This window comes from Citrobacter sp. C348 (assembly GCF_047467975.1).
Taxonomy (GTDB): domain Bacteria; phylum Pseudomonadota; class Gammaproteobacteria; order Enterobacterales; family Enterobacteriaceae; genus Citrobacter; species Citrobacter gillenii.
Window position 1 is genome coordinate 599577 of sequence record NZ_JASJUJ010000001.1, and the last position, 16737, is coordinate 616313.

23 protein-coding genes are annotated in these 16737 nt (G+C 48.6%); 14 read left to right on the forward strand and 9 right to left on the reverse strand.

The features are described from left to right. Positions 1 to 34: 34 nt before the first annotated feature. Positions 35 to 2041, forward strand: a complete 2007-nt coding sequence (locus QNN86_RS02830; protein WP_414210592.1) for a hypothetical protein — start codon at positions 35 to 37, stop codon at positions 2039 to 2041. 52 nt (positions 2042 to 2093) lie between these two features. Here QNN86_RS02830 and QNN86_RS02835 read toward each other — a convergent pair whose 3' ends face one another. From QNN86_RS02835 to QNN86_RS02860, 6 genes are read right to left on the reverse strand one after another with little or no spacing between them, the layout of a single operon-like run. After that, entirely contained in the window at positions 2094 to 2516 is a 423-nt protein-coding gene (locus tag QNN86_RS02835) for a tail fiber assembly protein (protein WP_414210593.1), read from the reverse strand. 2 nt (positions 2517 to 2518) lie between these two features. Then, positions 2519 to 3250 (reverse strand): hypothetical protein, encoded by a 732-nt coding sequence (locus QNN86_RS02840; protein ID WP_414210594.1) that lies wholly within the window; start codon positions 3248 to 3250, stop codon positions 2519 to 2521. A 2-nt stretch (positions 3251 to 3252) separates the two neighbouring features. Beyond that, positions 3253 to 3891, reverse strand: coding sequence for a DUF2612 domain-containing protein (locus tag QNN86_RS02845; protein ID WP_414210595.1), 639 nt, complete (start codon positions 3889 to 3891; stop codon positions 3253 to 3255). Between the two features lie 9 nt (positions 3892 to 3900). Next, entirely contained in the window at positions 3901 to 5130 is a 1230-nt protein-coding gene (locus QNN86_RS02850) for a baseplate J/gp47 family protein (RefSeq protein ID WP_414210596.1), read from the reverse strand. Next, the gene (locus tag QNN86_RS02855; RefSeq protein ID WP_337899754.1) at positions 5127 to 5486 is read right to left on the reverse strand and encodes a hypothetical protein; all 360 of its coding nucleotides are present in this window, start codon (positions 5484 to 5486) and stop codon (positions 5127 to 5129) included. The genes QNN86_RS02850 and QNN86_RS02855 overlap by 4 nt, the downstream gene beginning before the upstream one ends. Continuing rightward, positions 5483 to 5671, reverse strand: a complete 189-nt coding sequence (locus QNN86_RS02860; RefSeq protein WP_414210597.1) for a hypothetical protein — start codon at positions 5669 to 5671, stop codon at positions 5483 to 5485. Before QNN86_RS02860 ends, QNN86_RS02855 begins: the two co-directional genes overlap by 4 nt. 206 nt (positions 5672 to 5877) lie before the next feature. Here QNN86_RS02860 and QNN86_RS02865 point away from each other — a divergent pair, with 206 nt between their 5' ends. The 13 genes from QNN86_RS02865 (at position 5878) to QNN86_RS02925 (ending at position 11968) form a co-directional block, all read left to right on the forward strand. Then, positions 5878 to 6783: a recombinase RecT gene (locus tag QNN86_RS02865; protein WP_414210656.1), complete on the forward strand. Its 906-nt coding sequence runs from the start codon at positions 5878 to 5880 to the stop codon at positions 6781 to 6783. Continuing rightward, the gene (locus QNN86_RS02870; RefSeq protein ID WP_414210598.1) at positions 6776 to 7258 is read left to right on the forward strand and encodes a siphovirus Gp157 family protein; all 483 of its coding nucleotides are present in this window, start codon (positions 6776 to 6778) and stop codon (positions 7256 to 7258) included. The genes QNN86_RS02865 and QNN86_RS02870 overlap by 8 nt, the downstream gene beginning before the upstream one ends. Positions 7259 to 7270: 12 nt before the next feature. Next, positions 7271 to 7723, forward strand: coding sequence for a hypothetical protein (locus QNN86_RS02875; protein ID WP_414210658.1), 453 nt, complete (start codon positions 7271 to 7273; stop codon positions 7721 to 7723). Then, positions 7720 to 8772 carry a DNA-methyltransferase gene (locus QNN86_RS02880; RefSeq protein WP_414210599.1) on the forward strand — a complete coding sequence of 351 codons (1053 nt, stop codon included), beginning with the start codon at positions 7720 to 7722 and terminating at the stop codon, positions 8770 to 8772. Before QNN86_RS02875 ends, QNN86_RS02880 begins: the two co-directional genes overlap by 4 nt. 95 nt (positions 8773 to 8867) lie before the next feature. Continuing rightward, the gene (locus QNN86_RS02885) at positions 8868 to 9206 is read left to right on the forward strand and encodes a hypothetical protein (RefSeq protein WP_414210600.1); all 339 of its coding nucleotides are present in this window, start codon (positions 8868 to 8870) and stop codon (positions 9204 to 9206) included. Between the two features lie 2 nt (positions 9207 to 9208). Then, positions 9209 to 9391 (forward strand): hypothetical protein, encoded by a 183-nt coding sequence (locus tag QNN86_RS02890; protein WP_414210601.1) that lies wholly within the window; start codon positions 9209 to 9211, stop codon positions 9389 to 9391. Then, on the forward strand, positions 9391 to 9612 hold the full coding sequence (locus tag QNN86_RS02895; RefSeq protein WP_414210602.1) for a TraR/DksA family transcriptional regulator: 222 nt from the start codon (positions 9391 to 9393) through the stop codon (positions 9610 to 9612). The genes QNN86_RS02890 and QNN86_RS02895 overlap by 1 nt, the downstream gene beginning before the upstream one ends. Further along, positions 9609 to 10232 (forward strand): morphogenetic protein, encoded by a 624-nt coding sequence (locus QNN86_RS02900; RefSeq protein ID WP_414210603.1) that lies wholly within the window; start codon positions 9609 to 9611, stop codon positions 10230 to 10232. Before QNN86_RS02895 ends, QNN86_RS02900 begins: the two co-directional genes overlap by 4 nt. Then, a complete protein-coding gene (locus QNN86_RS02905) occupies positions 10210 to 10449 on the forward strand; it encodes a DUF4222 domain-containing protein (RefSeq protein ID WP_414210604.1) in 240 nt (79 codons plus the stop codon). Before QNN86_RS02900 ends, QNN86_RS02905 begins: the two co-directional genes overlap by 23 nt. Positions 10450 to 10458: 9 nt before the next feature. Then, positions 10459 to 10650: a hypothetical protein gene (locus QNN86_RS02910; RefSeq protein WP_414210605.1), complete on the forward strand. Its 192-nt coding sequence runs from the start codon at positions 10459 to 10461 to the stop codon at positions 10648 to 10650. An 8-nt stretch (positions 10651 to 10658) separates the two neighbouring features. Continuing rightward, positions 10659 to 10895, forward strand: coding sequence for a hypothetical protein (locus QNN86_RS02915; protein WP_149911443.1), 237 nt, complete (start codon positions 10659 to 10661; stop codon positions 10893 to 10895). A gap of 135 nt (positions 10896 to 11030) precedes the next feature. After that, entirely contained in the window at positions 11031 to 11231 is a 201-nt protein-coding gene (locus QNN86_RS02920) for a helix-turn-helix transcriptional regulator (protein WP_023294204.1), read from the forward strand. Positions 11232 to 11428: 197 nt separating this feature from the next. Continuing rightward, positions 11429 to 11968, forward strand: coding sequence for a DUF2058 domain-containing protein (locus tag QNN86_RS02925; RefSeq protein WP_414210606.1), 540 nt, complete (start codon positions 11429 to 11431; stop codon positions 11966 to 11968). A gap of 51 nt (positions 11969 to 12019) precedes the next feature. Here the strand turns inward: QNN86_RS02925 and pgtA are convergent, their stop codons facing one another. Genes pgtA through pgtC form a run of 3 tightly spaced genes read right to left on the reverse strand, consistent with a single transcriptional unit; the run spans position 12020 to position 16486 of the window. After that, positions 12020 to 13267, reverse strand: coding sequence for a two-component system response regulator PgtA (pgtA, locus tag QNN86_RS02930; protein ID WP_115257857.1), 1248 nt, complete (start codon positions 13265 to 13267; stop codon positions 12020 to 12022). Further along, a complete protein-coding gene (pgtB, locus tag QNN86_RS02935) occupies positions 13257 to 15266 on the reverse strand; it encodes a two-component system sensor histidine kinase PgtB (protein WP_414210657.1) in 2010 nt (669 codons plus the stop codon). Before pgtB ends, pgtA begins: the two co-directional genes overlap by 11 nt. Then, entirely contained in the window at positions 15263 to 16486 is a 1224-nt protein-coding gene (gene pgtC / locus QNN86_RS02940) for a phosphoglycerate transport regulator PgtC (RefSeq protein ID WP_279278101.1), read from the reverse strand. Before pgtC ends, pgtB begins: the two co-directional genes overlap by 4 nt. Positions 16487 to 16737: the final 251 nt, after the last annotated feature.

The following is a 16737-nucleotide window of genomic DNA, read 5'->3' on the forward strand; positions in this document are numbered from 1 at the left end:
CTATCCGTTTCTCACATTTAACCCGTTTAACAAGATGAATGATCTAAAAGTTCCATTGAATAAATTTATAATCAACAAAAAATATATAATGTTGATGGTTATAATTATATCGTCGATATGGGTTTTTCAGGGGATTTCTATATCAACGCATGCGGATGTTGCTGGGTTAGGAGTTTATAAAGTGCATACCCCCCCATCGCCTTATTGGAGTGATTGGGGTTGGGATAAAATAAAGATCCATGACTTTTCCCTATCCGGAGTTATATCCAACAAGTCAACATTTATTCTTTTACTATATATTTCGTTTTTGCTGTTCATATCTTCATTTATATCAAAAAAAGCAGCAAGTTATAGCAATGCTGATTTTACTTCTTTTGAGAGGGCTATAATTCCATTTTCAGGATTTATTGTAATATATCTTACCACATCAGCCATTAATAGACTTATCTCATTGTTTCTACCTGCTCATACTGCAGCAATTGCAAGTCTATTATTCCTGGCAGTGGCTGTGATTATCGCAATTTCGGTTCGCGTTAAGGGCCATGGAAATTCAAAGGTAGAGTTACCAGTTCAAGTCATTGTTCTATCTCTTTCTGCTATGCTTACCATCCAGTTTGGTTTTGCGTTCATTACTGGAGATAGAACAATTACCGAACTTCATAATATAACCCTTTCATCTATATATGGACCGGAGCACATAAAATATTTTCCGTTATTATCATATCATTATGACGAATTGTCGTTTCTTTTTCCTGTTTTCTACTGGACAAAAAATCCTGCACAACATAACACTTTGCTGATTTCAGTATGGGTTATGCAATTTATGGTTAAACTTTCAGCATTCAGCTTGACGTATTTTTGCATCAGATCTTTTCGTTGTTCAAGATTCTACAGCTTGATACTCGTGATTCTTATTTTTTTTGGTGCGCTATCATTCAACCCCATGGAAAGGGTTAAATTATTTGATTCATCAAACCCAATTTATTTTACATTGCATCCAGGTCGAGTAATTAGCTCACTTTCAGTCTTTTGGGTAATATCGGCGTTGAGGTGGGTTAAGCTCAAAAAAACAAATATTAAATTTAACCCATTAAGCACCGGCGCGCTTGCACTATTAAGTATTGGCGCTACAACCACAACATTTAACGTATCTTTGATATGTGTATCTATTATATTATGTTGGGCATTTGCAGAAGTTGTTAACTCTGAATTTGCGGAAAAAGTGACTATCTATGTTGCCTCCTGCGCATCTCTTGCAGCGCTTCCATTAATATATTTTGACTTCAGTTCATACTCAATTAACGGTTGGCTGTATGCGGGTCTAATAATATCAACTATAGCCACATATTTCTTATGTTTACGCCATGACAACAAAATTTTCACGAGGGATAATCAACACCAATTGTGGAAACTAATTATTATAATTTCATTAGGAACGCTGATTGGTTTTACATTCGGTAATATGGGGGTGTCGTTTATTGCGAAGTTTATCCCAGAATTATCATCTCACGGACTGATATATCCACAAGCTGAGATGCTAGTATCTGGTGAAAAACTTATTAGTAGCGGAGCATTTGGAAGTAACGTCTGGCCTATAGGTCATCAGTTTAATTTTGCGAACTTTTCGGCAAGGTACGGAGTTCCTGTGGTTTTATCCGCTATCGCCACACTCATAGTCACTACCTACAGCAATCAGGAGCAGAACACTGCCACTCGCTCATTATTGCTTTCCATTCTAACCTTCATCGTGGGTTTGTTCATTATGGACTATGTTAAGATAAATAATGACTTCCCTGGGATAAGTTGGGATTATGCTCGGCAGTTCGCAGTGCGCACCAGAATGGTAGAGGCAGGATTTTATGCAACTATACTTGTGTCTTTATCGATAATTGGCTGCGATTTAAATAGAAGATATAAGTATATCGCTGTTTGTTTAATCTTAGTTTACACAATTTTGCCAAACGCCAGGTATGATGATAATGTAATGATCCAAGCGTGGGTTAATGCGAAGTATTTCCTATCTTTAATTGCAGACTTGTGATTTTGTGAATGATAACCGCAGAGCCTCAACAGCGGTGTCTGCGGTTTATTAGTTAATTTTCTGGTTTTGTTGGCCACTTGATATCGGTCGTTGAATCGGCGTCGATCTCCTGTACGGCTTTATAGTATTCTATCCATGCCGTTAGACGCGCCTTGTCAGTATCAGATATGATTCCTAGTTGCAATTCCGCACGCCATATTGCGGTAATTTTCAGCGCCTCATCTTGAAGCGTCTGCTTTTGCTGTTCTGCCAACGCAGTCAATTCTTGGTGTGTTCGTGCCGGAGCACCTCCCCATACTGGCAGACCATTTTCCCCGGCAACCCGAACCAAGCCATCTCGGAGGGAGGTAAATTCATGGAAAATATTGTCATCAACACCTACCGCATCGGACGGCCAATCTCCATTTTTTTCATATTGACGCTGAAGCTGTACGGGATAAAATAGATTGTTTTCTGCGCTATATACGTAATTCATTATTAATCCCCAATAGCCAGATAAGTGGAGTTACCAGATTGTCTGGTGTTTTGTGCTGCCCACATGTTGCCTTTGAATCCCGTTTTAGTAAGTGTGTTCCAGCCGGAATATGCTCCAGTTCCAATTGCCTGCGCAGAGACAAATAACTGAAGTGCGTTATTGGGGAACGGGAATGGGAAGACTACAGTCGAATCCCCAGTACCATCATTTGTCCATGGCCCCCACTGGATGATGGTATTTTTTTCCACCCCCCCAACAAGTCCAGGAATAATTAAATACCCTGATACTCCCTGAACTGCCGCAACTGCGGAGAGTTTTGCTGCACTTCCCAGCCCCAAGAAAGTAAACAGGTCCTTCCAACCTGCCCCACCAGTATTTGGATTGGCGGTGTTATCATCAGTGGTGTTAATATATGTTTTTAAACCATCATCACTGAAAAGAAGGCTGCCTTTAGGATATCCTCCAATACCTGTTGAGAATGTTGAGTCGAAAGTATTCAGCGCTCCAGCACTAGCCCAACGGCACAAGGCAGAGAGTTCATACAGAATCTGGTTCATATCCTGACCCTTGGGCGGTAGTCCACCTGCAGACTTCAGGATCATCGTGATTGGAGGGAAACCTGATTCATACGAAGCAGTATTATCACCAGATGGCGTAGTTGGTAAAATATCCTCTCGCTGACCGTTAATTCCAAATGGTTTTGGCTGTTTAGAAGGGGAATCTGAACGTTTCATATTTAATCTCTGTAAAATGTTCCATCATTAAATGGATAAGCGTCAGTTGAAAATCCGAAGTAAGGACTGATGATTTGATTTATCTTTACAAGAACGCCGCTGGGAACTGGTGTGACATCATAATTTGTCAGAATAGACTCTTCATATGGCGCTAGCTCAAACTCAAACGTTAATCCCATGGTCATATCACGGTAATTAACGCAGTATGCTCTCCCTCTCTGATAGAAGAGGATTTTTAGAAATCTGTTTATATCTGGAATTGTAGCAATACTGATATTTGTGAATGCCTTGCAAAATATAAGAGTCCTGTATGCATCATCTCCCAACCTCACATTTGTTGTTTCCTGCATTCCACCGAAGAATGGTGATTCATTGAATGGCGTAGGATAATCAGGATTTGCATCATCGGCTTCGCTAAAACCAAAAGAGCTACTTTCAATGGGGGCATTTATATACCTGCTTATGCCGACTATCTTTCCCCACATATCAAGTCCGAATGTTTCGCAAGTTGTCAGGTCCCATACTTTAGAAATGAACTCTTCTGTAAAGTCATTGAGACTTATTGCCTGATTAAATGTATCAATGATGGAGATTAGTTTTTTACTTGCGGAATATTGGGTAAGAATTGTGTCTTCCCACATGGATACCTCTTATGACAACGTTACGGTGATGTCTGATTCCTGAATGGTTGGAACCTGATCTATCCCCATGGTTGACGCTGGCCCGAAAGTTGTCCCATTGAGAGATACTTCAAGACTCAGTATTCCTACCGTATCTGGAGAAATGGAAATCACAGGCGCGTAATATTTACCGGCGTTAATGGTTGAACCAATCCTTGCCTTCCCTATTCCTTCGTAACCACCATTGAATACGTTGGCGATCATGGATTTCACCTGCGATGTAATGTCGCTTGGAGGATTAAGTGAGCTGTCTAATTCAACATTAAAATAAACCCGAGTAGGTGTGGCTTTCTGCCATTGCATATCATATTCAGGATAGGGTGGCAGATAATTAACGTTATCGTAAACGGTGTGATGAGTACTTCCGTTCAGGTTTGCACCAGGGTTGTACGTCTGGAAAATTGATTCAGCAACATCCTCATCAGTGCCGCCATAGACACAGATGTAAATCGAATGCGCCAGTACCGGGAAGTTAGTTGTTCCCTTGTTTACCGTGGCTGCAGTTCTGTTTGACCAGACGTATGCGTCGAGAACACCATTAGTGGCGAGTAATGCCGCCAGAGTTGATGCATCCTGGTTACGGCTGTTTCTGGCAACTGACTGTTTGCGACGCGTTTCAAATGCAATGCGTGATTCAACATCTACTCCTACTACACCGGGGCTAACGTTTGTGATCGCATCCCATCCCGATACTGCCCGGTAAATCTGATTTAATGCTCCGGCCCCGCAAGGGATTGGCCCGGTTGTGTTATTCACAAACTGAACATCAATGCTTCCTGACGCTGGTATCGTTGCGTTGTCGATAGACTGGTAGATATATCCATTGATATCAATGGCTGTACTTCCGGCAGGGATTGTCGTGCCGACCTGACCAATACAGGTCGCAGTAACAACTGTACCCTGCGCCGATATCCGGTCCATGAAGTAAATCTGCCCGATACCGTCCTGAAATCTACCCGTTGCGTAATCAGGGTTTACCTGGTTGAACAGGCACAACAGCTTGTCATACTCCTGAGCGATAATCTCTGTATCTGACTGTGCGATCTGCCCTTGCGGTGAGCTAAGAGACTGGCTGGCCCCGCCACCTAGCGCCGTCGACATGTCAGTTAGTCGACCAGCGAGCACATCCGATACGTCCGGTACCAATAGTCCATTCTCGGTAATGGTGACATCCGGAACGGCTGTATTTAATGTCGTCATAAAGTGGCCTGTGCAATATTCCCGTTTATATCGGTGACGCGGATCGTGCCGCGAGTTGTGCGGGTGTTTTTGTCGAAGAAAATGGACGCCAGAGCCTGATCAACGATTGGTAACTTGAGCGCTTCTGTTTGCATCTTCTGCGCAATGAACCCCGGAGACGGACGTTTCCCAAGCACCTCTGTTTTCCACGGAATTCCCAGCGTGTTGTCGTAATAGCATTCACCAGAGAACACCAGGCATGCGCTGGCAACATCCTGAGCGACGGAATACGACTCATCGGCGATCGCCAGATTACCGTTGCCATCCAGCGTCAAATCCCACGTAGACGTGTCTAATTGCATGGTTCTGTATGTCATGTTGGCTTATCCGTTACGTTGGAAGTGACTGTTGACAAGCCCGTCTGAATTCCTTCAACCGGATGCTTATGTTGGTCGTAGTTGTCGCGCAGAGCCTTGAGCGACGCGCTCTGAGTTCCGTTGTTGTCTGTGATGTCACCGCCAGCCGTGATATCCCCAGTTACATGAAGAGTTGGAGTTGTCATCGTTACCCCATCAGGGGCGGTTACCGTTGCAGATGAGCACGTGATATTAACCGGATTAGGAGTTGTGATATTTATCGCGTCATCTGCAAACTCAATGAACTGCGTGGGCTGATCATTCAGGAAGCCGCCAAGATATAGCGCGTCAGATTTACTGTGCTTTCTCCCACTGGCCGGGACTGACTCTTTACGGTTGGTTCGCACCAGTGTTGTGTCTCTGTCGCATCAGCATTGTTGAGTTCGTTAAACAACAGGAGCCACTCTTTGTTGGCGCGGTAACTGACCAGTCAGTCACATGGGCTAAGGAAAGCCAGTTTGCTATTCAGTACTTCCAGCGTAACGACTATTTAGCCAAGACGGCGCTATCAAACCCTACCAGCGCACAGAATGCCATCATCAACGTTGCGGCGATCGGAATCACTCTTAACCCGGCTAGCAAGCTGGCTTATCTGGTTCCGCGCGACGGCATGGTGTGTCTTGATATCAGCTACATGGGTCTCCTCCATCTTGCACAGTCTACCGGTTCCATTAAGTGGGGCCAGTGCAAACTGGTGTATTCAAACGACACGTACGAATCAAACGGACTTGATACCGCCCCTACCCACAAATACAACGCATTCGGCGATCGCGGTGACGTAGTCGGCGGTTATTGCACAGTTAAAACGGCTGACGGCGATTACCTGACAGAAGAAATGAGCCTGGCAGAAATTAAGACAACGGAGGCAACCAGTAAAGCCAAGAATGGCCCGTGGAAAAACTTCTGGGAAGAGATGGCGCGTAAGACCATCGTTAAGCGGGCCAGCAAGTACTGGCCTCGTGCTGAGCGTCTGGATAACGCGATCCACGTCATCAATGAAGATGACGGCGTTTACCAAGAGCCGGTTATGGCGCACAAGTCAGAGGAAGATATCCGCGAAGATGAGCGTCTTCGACAGCAGGAAGTGATCGACCATGTTCAAACTCTTTGCGATGAAATGGCGCAAGCAGAAAGCATGGACGACCTGAAACGCATCTTTGCCGATGCCTACAAGCGCACAGCTGGCATGAAGCTGCAGCAGAACGTTCAGGCTATCTATGCAGAGTGCAAAGCAAAGCTGGAGGTGACCAGTGAGTAAGCTTTACGAAATCGCCAACGACTACGCCAAGTTGATGGATTCAGACTTCGAGGCAGATGCGATCGCCGACACGCTTGAAGGGATGGAAGGAGAGCTTACAGATAAAATTGAGCAGTTGCTGGCTATCTGCAAGAACGAAACCGGATACGCAGAACGCCTCAAGGACGAGGCAAAATCACTCAACGAACGCGCAGTAGTCACGCTGAATAAAGTTGAAAACATTCAGGCTTACATAGCAACCGCATTAACCACAGCAGGAAAGAAGAAAATCAGAGCCGGTATTCACCAGGTAACAATTCGCTCTCCTTCTGAATCAGTGGAAATTGTCGACTCAAGCTCCCTTCCTCCAGAGTTTGTCGAATACGAAACCGTTATCAAGGCGGATAAATTAGCGATTAAGCACCAACTCAAAGCGGGCCAATCAATTCCCGGCGCTCAACTCAAGGTTGGCAAGCCATCATTAATCATCAAATAACAGGTGCTTTCAATGAGCGAACCTTGGCAACCCTTTGAAAACCTGTTTCTGCACGAGGTTGGGATGAAGATGTCCCGCTCAGAAATAGCAGAAAAACTCGAGCGTTCAGAATCGGCAATCAATCGCCAGGCATCACGTATCGGCGCACCACTTATCAGCAAGATGACCGGAAGAGTATGGACGCCAGCTGAGCTTCATCTCTTTGGTCGGTTCTCAGAGGAAGAGATAGCCAAGGCAACCGGTCGCTCCATTTACTCAGTTAGAAGCAAGCGTAACGCGCTGGCCCGCTCCGGAGGATTAACTATGCGTGAATGGTCAACGGAAGAGTTAGCAATACTCATGCGCTACACCAACGCAGAAGTAGCAGAGATTACCGGTAGGAGTATCGAAGAGGTAGGAGATAAACGGATGCAGGTGAATATTGAGCGGAATGGATGGGATAAGCATAACCCGGAGGACGCATGACCTATCAACTTCACGTCGGGCGTTGTGAGGATGTTCTGAAAACTCTGCCTGATAATTCTGTTGACGCCATCGTGACGGATCCACCGTACGGACTGAGTCTCATGAACCACAAGTGGGATTACGAGGTCCCGACAGTTGAGCAGTGGCAGGAATGCCTGCGCGTTCTGAAGCCTGGCGGACACCTGCTGGCTTTCGGTGGGTCCCGTACCTATCACCGTCTTGTCGTTAACGTTGAGGATGCTGGTTTCGAAATCAGGGACCAAATCCTCTGGATTTACGGAAGCGGCTTTCCCAAGTCGCATAACCTCGATGGCGATTTTGATGGATGGGGTACCGCGTTAAAACCAGCCCATGAGCCGATCGTCATGGCTCGCAAACCTTTCAAGAAGACGGTGTCAGCCAACATGGCTGAGAATGGCACCGGCGCAATAAATATCGACTCTTGCCGGATACAGACAGACGAGCCGTCAGCTGATGGACGCTGGCCGGCAAATATAATTCACGATGGAAGTGATGTTGTCGTATCAGCGTTCCCGGATGCGAAAGGTCAGCAAGGAGATTTAAAAGAGACTGGGAGATCTAGGATTTCTCAAGGTAGGTATGGAGATATGCCACCTCCAAAAGCGCATGTCGCTAGAGTGGAAAGAGACAAAAGTGCGGCTAGGTTCTTTTACTGCGCCAAGGTAACGAAGAAAGAAAGGGATGAAGGGCTAGAGAGATTCATATCGATATCAGCCAGTGAGATGACTGGAGGTCGCAAAGAGGGAAGCGTCGGAATTAATGATCCGCGCGCAGGTGCTGGTCGCACCAATGGTGCTAAGAACAATCACCCAACCATTAAGCCGCTCTCATTGATGAGTTACCTATGCAGGTTGATTACCCCGCAAGGCGGTACCGTTCTGGACCCGTGGATGGGTAGCGGAAGCACTGGTCGGGCAGCTATAGAAGAAGGTTTCAACTTCATAGGCATCGACCTGAATCCTGACTACGTGACAATCGCATCGGCGCGAATAGCTCACTCCTTCAAAAAGTCGACGGAGGCAGCATGACGCTAACCAAACGAATCACAAGGTCGCTAATGCGGCCTTTTTATTTTCTCGCGTTCACATTCAACCGAATTAATCGACAGTTCATGGAGTGAGATATGGAAGAGTTTAAAGGTACGCCGGGTCCGTGGGAAAGAGGTGGTGGCACGAAAGGAGGTGGTGAGCTTGTCGTGTATTGCAATAACTCTCTTGGTTCAGCCGTATGCGACGCAACAAGCCATTACAGCGTTTTCGATAAGCAAACTCGCATCGCCAATTTGAATCTTATGGCAGCGGCTCCTGACCTCCTCGAGGCGCTGCAGACGTACATGTCAGCGGTAAAGCGAATGAACAAAGCCATGAACGATGGATGCAACGTACAGGGAGCTATATCGGCACTCATTGGCTCTGAAGATATGGCTAACGCCGCCATCGCCAAAGCACTCGGTAAGGAATAGCCATGAAGAAAACTATGCTCGCGATTAGCGTAGGCATGCTCACGCTTGCCTCTCTTCCTCGCTTTGCGCCAGTAGAAATATTGGCGGCCCCAACCCCAAATCAAAATGGCTATCCATCTGCCAATGGTAAAACCGGTATCGCAGCTGCTAAACGTGCAGCAAAGAAACGCAGGAGAGCAAAGTGATGGCTGACATTATCGATAACGCATCACAGCTTGAAGATTTGCAGCGTGACGCGGCACTGAGCATGCACAGGCTCAACCACTCAGCAGTATCAGCAACGCACTGTGAGGAATGCGGCGATCAGATCAGTGATGAGCGCAGGAAAGCGTATCCGGGATGCATGATGTGTGTGGAGTGCCAGGGTGTTGCTGAGCACAGGAATAAACAGAGGGGGATTCAGTGAAAGAGCGCGGAATGATTTTCAACGAAGAGATGGTGCGGGCGCTGCTCGATGGTCGGAAGACGCAGACGCGGCGGATAGTCAGCGAGCGGCATCTTAACCTCATCGACGTGGGCTCTCAGATAGGTGAATGCTACCCGCTGGAGTGTGGGGTCGACCATGCAAACAGCCAGAGTTATTACCGTGAGCATTGTCCATTTGGCATAGTCGGCGATCGTATCTGGGTGCGGGAAACATTCGGCGATTGTGGCGTTCGGCTTGCTTACCGGGCAGACACTGATGACGGGGCGAAATGCAAAGTGAATCGCTGGACGCCATCCATCCACATGCCGCGCTGGGCCAGCCGCCTCACGCTGGAAATTACCGGCATTCGTGTTGATCGGTTGAATGGCATCAGTGAAGCGAATGCGGAGGCGGAAGGCATCGACATGGAAGCACTTGCTGACTCCCAGGACTGTTACGACTGTATTGCAGACCACAATATGACCGGGAGGCCAACGGCAAAAGGAGCATTTAAGTATTTATGGGAATCAATATACGGCGAAGAAAACTGGCAGGCCAATCCCTGGGTCTGGGTAATCGAATTTAAGGTGGTGCCCAATGTTCAGGATAATCCAGCCTAATACCTGGTACGCCGATCCCCACGGCGCACCCTGCAAAATCATCCGCGCCACTCACGAAGTAATCCACTACATCCGCAACGGTAGAACCTGCATCGCCAGCATGGACCGCTTTCAGAATGAATTCGAACCGCTTACCAAAGCACAGGCCGAGCGGATCGCCGAAGAACTTGAAACAGCAGAACACTTAAAACGCCTCCGCGCTATGCGGGCGGCATGAGGAGAGATTATGCGCATCACCATGACGGTTAACTCAACGCTGGATATTGAGAAAGCCATCGTCGCATTGCAAAGGTTCATCAGCGAGAAGAAGCCAAATGATGGGACGAGCGACGTGTGGGGAATCGGCATTACCGGCGGCACCTACTTTGCAGTGGGCGTTAAGCAGAACGGCAATTACACGGTTAAGCAGCAGGATTGAGGAGAAATATGAGCACCATTCAGGATATTCGCAACAAGTTAGCCGAGCTAGTTCCAGAGGCTCATCAGGTAGCTTGCTCTCTAGAAATAGGCGATGAGAGAACTGAGGCCTTCGAATTATATGAGGCGCTACGACGACTTCAACGCCGCGGAGCAGCCAGTGACATGCTATCTGCAACCAATCCACTTCTCTCTGATTGTCACGAAGGTGATGACGAAGATTGGTGGGACGATGAAGACGACTGACGCAACTGATAGCCAGTTATGAGCTGGCTATTGGGTGCGAATGCACTGCCACGTTATCCCCCATTTGCCCTCCATTGTGAGGGCATTCTTTTTGCCTGGCTTCCAGGTTCGATTTCCAAACCGGAGATGAAACCCATGCAACACCAATTACAGCCCGATTCACTGGTTGATCTGAAATTCATCATGGCAGATACTGGTTTCGGAAAGACCTTCATCTATGACCGCATCAAAGACGGCACTCTGCCAAAAAGCAAACTCATCCACGGCCGCGCCCGCTGGCTATATAGTGAACACTGCGAGTTCAAACAAAAACTCTTAAGCCGCCTCGATGGGTAAAATTGCGGGTAAAATAAAATACACTTCTGAAATTTCCCTTTCTATACAATCCCCTGACATGCCAATTCGATGTATGCAGGGGACACCATAACCTTCCATTTTATCCCCGACGCTTTGCAACTCCCCGCAATCTGGCATCCCCCCGGACGTTAAGGGTATAATCCTGAGAACTCTTTTTACTGGATTTAGAAACGAACATGACAAAACTCACCCTACAAGAGCAGATGCTTAAAGCTGGCTTAGTCACCAGTAAAAAAATGGCGAAGGTGCAAAGAACGGCGAAAAAGTCGCGCGTTCAGGCGCGTGAGGCCAGAGAGGCGGTTGAAGAAAATAAAAAAGCACAGGTTGAGCGTGATAAGCAACTCAGCGAGCAGCAAAAGCAAGCAGCCCTGTCGAAAGAATACAAAGCTCAGATTAAGCAGCTGATTGAAATGAATAAAATCACCATTTCAAGAGGCGATATTGGTTATAACTTTACCGACAACAATCTGATTAAAAAAATCTACGTTGATAAAGTTACCCAGACTCAGTTAATCAAGGGGCGTCTTGCCATTGCGCGTCTGGCCGCTGAAAGTGATCGCGAGAGCGAATACGCCATCATCCCGGCGGTGGTTGCCGATAAGATCGCGCAGCGTGACGCCAGCTACATTGTCTTAAATTGCGAACTGAGCCAGGAAGATAAGGACGATGATGACCCGTACGCTGACTTTGTCGTACCTGATGATTTGATGTGGTAAGAGATATGGCCAGATGATTTTCTGGCCTCTGTTCGAATATTTCGATGAGCGCTAGAACTTATAGTGCTCTTTACTCAGCCCGTATTTTCGCATTCTCAGATACAGCTTCTTACGCGGAATTTGCAGATACTCTGCCACCTCATTAATCCGCCCCTGATGGATATTGAGCGCTTCCGTGATGATTTGTCGTTCATACTCTTCTACCCGACGATCCAGCGGGGTCGGCTCGGGCATATGCATCTGCGGGTTGGCAGTTTCAGCCAACGGGAGTAACCCGACGGCAAACAACTCTGCGGCATTTGCCAGTTCCCGTACATTGCTCAACCATACTCGTCGCCGCATGCCTTTTAGCAATTCCCCGTCGACTTCAGGCACGGGATGGTTTAACCGCAGACAGGCTTTATGCAGGTAGTGATGAAATAACGGCTCAATGTCGTCCGGGCGCAGAGACAGCGGTTGGCAGGCGATTTGCGTCATGGCAAAGCAATAATAGAGTTCTGCAACAATCTGGTGGGTTGCCGCCAACTCCACCAAGGACGTCTCCCCGATCCCAATCAAGCGAAAAGGACGCCGCTCTTGACTTTGCAACTGCACCAGATGGTGCTGCTGCTCGCGCGTCAGGCATTCAATATGACTCAGTACCAGCGTTCCACCTTGAGCCTGATCAATGAGCGCGTTGAGCTGAACCGCATTTCCGGATGTCAGGTCTGCACGTATAAATGGCCCGTGGACATTGCGCCCAAGCTGATGCAGATACCGCGCGCCCGTCATGCGTCCTGTTCCGGGTTCACCATAAAACCAGACGGCGATATCCGTTTCTGCCAGTTGCTGTAGTCGCTGGCGGAATTGCGTTGCCCAGTCACTGTATCCGACCAGTTCAACCTGTAATTTCTGCTGGCAGTAATGACGACGCGCAATTACGGACTGCCTCTGACGCAGGGCATCCTCAACCTGCGCCAGCAGCTTGCCAGGATCGACCGGTTTTTGCAGAAAGTCCCATGCGCCTTTCTTCACTGCATCCACCGCCATCGGGACATCGCCGTGCCCGGTGATCAGCAGGATCGGCAGTTGATTATCATCCTGATGAAACAGAGTCATCAGATCGATCCCCGAACAGCCTGGCATACATACATCGCTTAATACGATCCCTGGCCAGTCGGCAGGCATCAGATTTCTGGCGTCAAACGGATTGTTACAGGCCAGGACGCGATATCCTGCCTGCTCCAACAATAACGTGTAAGCATCGAGCACATCGGCATCGTCATCAATCAGCAGAACAGAACATTCATCACTCAACATCATTTACATCCGTCAGGTTGAATTGCAGGACTACGCAGGCATTGCGCTCCAGCGTTGACGCCAGGCGTAACTCACCGTTCATTTGCGTCATTAACGATACACAAATCGACAAACCAATGCCGAGACCCACATCCTTACTGGTCGTAAATGGCTTCAATAGCGACGGTAACAACGCCTGAGGCCAACCGGGTCCGTTATCAGCGATCAATACGCACAGCGTTTTGCCCTGAGCCCGCCAGCTCACCTCAATTTCAGCCGTAGCCGGACAGGCGTCGAGCGCGTTTGCCAGCACATTAACCAGTACCTGCTGGCTCCTCACCTCATCACCGAGTACCCATACGGTCTCCGGCGGGAGCGTTAGTCTGCCCTGCTGTGGCTTATGACGCATGGCTAACAGTTCCCAAGCCGCACTAAAAGTTTGCCGCAAATCAACCGGATGCAACGGCGCCCCCGGCTCGGCCCGACGCGCAAACTGGCGCAGCGAGCGAATAATGGCATCAATGCGGGTAATCAGCCCTTGCGCTTTGGTTAAAGTGCTTCTTGCCTGCGCTGGTTGTCCCTGTTCAATGGCCCTTCCCGCCGTAAACAAGTACATCGATAGCGCGTTCAGCGGTTGGTTTATTTCATGCGCCAGAGTGGTCATGGTCTGGCCGACCACCGCCAGTTTCGCCGTCTGAATCAGCTCATCCTGCGTGGCGCGAAGATCGGACTCAATCTCTTTACGCTCAGCCACTTCCTGCTCAAGCTGATTTTTTTGCGTATTAAGCTGCCCCAGCGTATGGCGTAGCAAGCCCGCGATGCGCCCTAACTCATCGCGACCATACACCGGGATAGTTGCATCCGTTCTACCGAGACCGATCTGCACCACGGCCTGATTCAGTGCGGTAAAACGCTTCACCAGTCGGGAGCGGATAAAGTAGTGGTTGAGCGTCCAGGCGAGAAGCAGCGCCAGTAACGTCGCCAGCAGAATCAGTCCACCGCTGACGCGAACAATCTGCTCCAGGCGCTGATTAAACATCTGCATTTGCTGATGACTGCTGCCCAGTTGCGCCTCAAGCAAGGTACGAAAGCGCCCAAGCGTCGCTTCTCTGGCGTGATTAGCATCAACGAGGGCCTTTTGCGCCGCTACGTAGTCGCGCATTGTGTCGGGCATTTTATTTTTCATCATGCCAATTTCCAGCAACTCATCAATAGTTTGGCGCAACGTTATGGTACTAGGCCAGTCATCCAGCGTGCGGATATTTTCATCCGCCGTTGTTTTCAAATTCGCCAGATAACGAATGTGGGTCTCCACCAACATACCGTCATCGCTACCGGACTTCAGCTCGTTCAGCCTGTCACGCAGATCGTCGACGATTTGATTCTCAATTCTCGCCAGTGTGTAAACCTGCTGCTGTTCGTTTTGCACTTCCCGGGCACGTTTCAGGTATTGCGCCGCATCACCATTTTTGGCCTCAATTTGATCCAGCAGAGTTCCCTGTTGCCAGGTAAAATCCTGCACCAGTGAGTTCAACTCGGTCGTAAAATCATCATGCAGCCAATCTATGCGTGCAGACAATTCACTCACTTTTTCTCGCACCAGAAACATGTTGTAGAGCACCCTGTCCAGCTCCGTCATCAGGGTACGGCTGTCTTGCAAAATGACCGCCAGTTGCTGCTGTTCCGCGGGCTGCAATCCACGGCTTAACGCCTCAATCTTATCCAGATGCTGGATTATCTGGTTGCGCAGTTGCAGTCTTACCGTGGTATTGGGAGCCAACAGGAACTCATTGAGCTGATCCACCACCAGGTTGAGATTACCTTCAATTAAAAAAGCGGAATGGACGCGCGGGAAGTAGTCATCCAGCGAATAGCGGATCTGCGAGCTCTGCTCATGCCAGGAATACAGACTGACGCAACTCACGCTTAACGTCAGCAACGCCCCTGTCAGGAATGCCCCGCGCAGACTGCTGCTGATGCTAAGCTGACGAAGACGTTGCAGTAACGACCCGCCCTTCATTTTAATTCTTCCAGTTTGGCGATAGCCTGGCGCTGGTTTTTGAGAAACCATAGCTGCCATTCCATCATCTGCTGTTCAGCAACGCTTTTATTCTCGAATTGCGCAAGCCAGGCCTCATCTTCACTGCTGCTGGCGTCTATCGGGACGCTGGTCAATAACGCTCGTATTTCAGGGAGTGGCCGTTTTAGCCGCGCTTCGGCGCTATACAGCGCTCGCCAGGCATCCTTCAATTGTGCGAGACGAAAACTGATGGCGGTATCAAACATCCGCTGCACCAGCTGCTGCCGCTTGAGGATCAGGCGATAATTTAGTGGTGGCTGGTCCATCAGTATGGCCTGCTGAGCAGCACGCGGATTATCGGCGGGCAACCGCGTGACCGGATATTTCCCGGTATTCGCATCGGCAAGGATCCGCTGCCCTTGAGGACTCAATAAATAGCGAATAAAACGACGGGCTTCACCGGCATGCTGGCTATTGTTCAACACCGCCACATAGGTTGGCGACACTGCGGAATGCGGAAAATAGTTAAACGCCAGATGCGGGTCGTTGAGCAGCAGATTGGCGTAATTATCAATCACCGGCCCGGCTACGCCTGATCCACTCTTAATTTTGTCAGCAACACCGAAACTGCGCGAGGAAATCGTCACCAGATTGCCGGCACTCGCCAGCAGCGTCGCCCATCCTTGTTCCCACCCTTTTTGCTGCAGCAGTGATTCCACCATCAAATGGTTGGTATCCGAACGTGACGGGCTACTCATCAACAGCGCGCCCTGATACCGGGGGTGCGTTAAATCCCCCCAGTCAGTCGGAGCCGGTAAATGCCGCGCCGCCAGCGCAGAACGGTTAATCAACAGGCCAAAACCTGATATTGCCACCGCCACGGACGTAGAACGGATGGACTCCGGCACCAGGCGTTGACTCTCTGGCAGCGCATTATCAAACGGAGCCAGCTTCTGATGTTCCTGCAAATGCTGCAACAGCATGGGAGAGGAGGTCAAAATCAGATCAACATTGTCCGCGTTCGCCGTATCGAGCAGTTGTTCCAGAGAGGCACTGGTGCGGTTTAGCGTACGAATCATCACCGACCCTGGCTCGGTTTGCCATTGCTGGATAATCCATGCCGTCGCTCCAGGGGAGAACGTCGTGGCCATGACGAGCTCTTTACCCTGTGCCTGGCTGGCCGTAGACAGCAACGTAAAACAAAGCGACAGGATGATCATCCGCCCCTGGTCGCAAAGCCTGTTTGTGATCCCGTTCATAAATACCAACATGTTCGAAAAATAATATTGAGACAAAACTTACCCGTTTACCCCAACTCAGGGGAAAGGTAAGGTGGTTATAAAAATAACCAAGCCGAAAGCGAAAGCATGGGTACAGAATACCTTAAATTACCGATTAAAATTGTTAGTACCCGCACATGCTGGCTATAAATCCCCGCTAAAAATAAAAAACACACACGTCTGTTAATTTA